Annotated in this window: 2 protein-coding genes; both read left to right on the top strand. The window is 77.5% G+C overall.

Going from position 1 to position 2028, the window contains the following annotated elements:
- Nucleotides 1-23: 23 nt before the first annotated feature.
- A complete protein-coding gene (locus GTQ99_RS22575) occupies nucleotides 24-1058 on the top strand; it encodes an NADPH:quinone reductase (protein WP_166617913.1) in 1035 nt (344 codons plus the stop codon).
- A 107-nt stretch (nucleotides 1059-1165) separates the two neighbouring features.
- The coding region (locus GTQ99_RS22580) for a glycerophosphodiester phosphodiesterase family protein (RefSeq protein ID WP_205708057.1) at nucleotides 1166-2028 on the top strand (863 nt) is incomplete at its 3' end.

Consider the following 2028-nt stretch of genomic DNA (forward strand, 5'->3'; position numbering starts at 1 on the left):
GCCCGGTCGGGGTTGGCGCCGACGTGAGATCCATCGTGTACTCCGAGACCGGACCCGCCGACGTCCTGCGGCTGGTCGAGCGCGACGTGCCCGAGCCCGGGCCCGGGGAGGTCCGCGTGCGCGTGGTCGTCTCCGGCGTCAACCCCACCGACTGGAAGTCCCGGCGCGGGAGCGGTGACGGGCGGCCCGCCCCGTTCCCGGAGGTGACCCCGAACCAGGACGGCGCCGGGGTCGTCGACGCCGTCGGCGAGGGCGTCGACGGCCTGGCGGTGGGGGACCGGGTGTGGACCGTCATGGCCGCCCAGCAGCGCCCCACCGGCACCGCGCAGGAGTTCACGGTGCTGCCCGCCGAGCGCGTGGCGCCGCTGCCGGACGGGGTCCCCTTCGACGTCGGCGCCTCGCTGGGCGTGCCGGCCGTCACCGCGCACCGCGCCCTCACCCTCGACGAGGACGGCCCCCGCCGGCTGGCGCCCGGCGCCCTGGCGGGCCGCACCGTCCTCGTCTCAGGAGGCGCCGGCGCCGTCGGGCACGCCGCGATCCAGCTCGCCCGCTGGGCGGGCGCCACCGTCGTCACCACCGTCAGCGGGCCGGAGAAGGCCGAGCTGGCCACGGCCGCCGGCGCGCACCACGTCGTCAACTACCGCGAGGGCGACCCCGCCGCCGCGATCCGCGAGGTCGCCCCCGACGGCGTGGACGTCGTCGTCGAGGTGGCGCTCGCGCAGAACCTGGAGCTGGACCAGGCGGTGCTGCGCCCGCGCGGGGTGGTCGCCAGCTACGCGAACGACGGCGGCGACGACGTGCGCGTGGACATCCGCGCGAACATGGTGCTCAACACCCGGCTGCAGTTCATCCTCATGTACACGATGGGCGCGCAGAACCTGGCCGCCGCCGCCGAGGACGTCACCGCCGCCCTGCGCGACGGGGCGCTGCCGGTGGGCCGCGAGCACGGCCTGCCGCTGGTGCGCTTCCCGCTGGAGCGGACCGCCGCCGCCCACGAGGCCGTCGAGGGCGGCGTCGTCGGCAAGGTCCTGGTCGACGTCTCCGCCGCCGAGGGCTGAGAAGTCCCCGGCGCGCGCTCCAGCCGGCGGCCCGGGCTGCCGAAGCGTTCCTGGAGCACGCGCCGGGGAGGTCCCGGCACCCGAGCCGAGCAGGGTGGAGACCCCTGGTGACCATCGACAGCCAGCCCGTCGCCCAGCCCGTCGCCCAGGGCTCGCCCCTCGTCATCGCCCACCGCGGGTACTCCTCGGTGGCGCCCGAGAACACGCTGGCCGCCTTCGAAGCCGCGCTGCGCTGCGGTGCCCACATGGTCGAGACCGACCTGCACCCCACCGCCGACGGCTCCGCCGCCCTCATCCACGACGCCGACGTCGACGCCACCACCGCCGGCAGCGGCCGGGTCGCCGACCTCGGCGCCGCCGAGCTGACCCGCCTGGACGCCGGGTCGTGGTTCTCCGCCGCCTACCGCGGCCAGCGCGTCCCGCTGCTGGCGGACCTGCTGGACCTGCTCACCGAGCACCCCGGTGCCCAGCTGCTGCTGGAGCTGAAGGGCACCTGGGACCGCCCGCAGGTCGCGGGGGTGCTGCGCGAGCTGCGTCGCACCGGCGCCCTCGAGCAGGTCGTGCTGCAGAGCTTCGAGGTCGCCACGCTGGCCACCGTGCAGCAGCTCGCCCCGCGGGTGCGCCGCGCGGTCCTGCTCGACGCGCTCGGCCCCGACGCCCTCGCGCGGGGTCGCGCCCTGCGCCGCGACCTCGGCGTCGTCGCCTGCAACCCCGACGTCGCCTCGCTGGCGGCGCGGCCCGCCGCGGTGGCCGAGCTGCACGCCGCCGGGCTGGCGGTGTGGGCCTGGACCGTGGACGAGCCGGTGCTGTGGCGCGCGCTGGTGGACGCGGGCGTCGACGGCGTCATCACCAACCGCCCCGACGGCCTGCTCGGCTGGCTGCAGGCGCACCGGGAGGTGCGCCCCGACCCCGCCGACCTCGTCCTGACCGCCCTCGCCCAGCGCGGGCGGTCAGGACGAGGTCGGCGGGG

This window comes from Kineococcus vitellinus (assembly GCF_009906315.1).
Classification (GTDB): domain Bacteria; phylum Actinomycetota; class Actinomycetes; order Actinomycetales; family Kineococcaceae; genus Kineococcus; species Kineococcus vitellinus.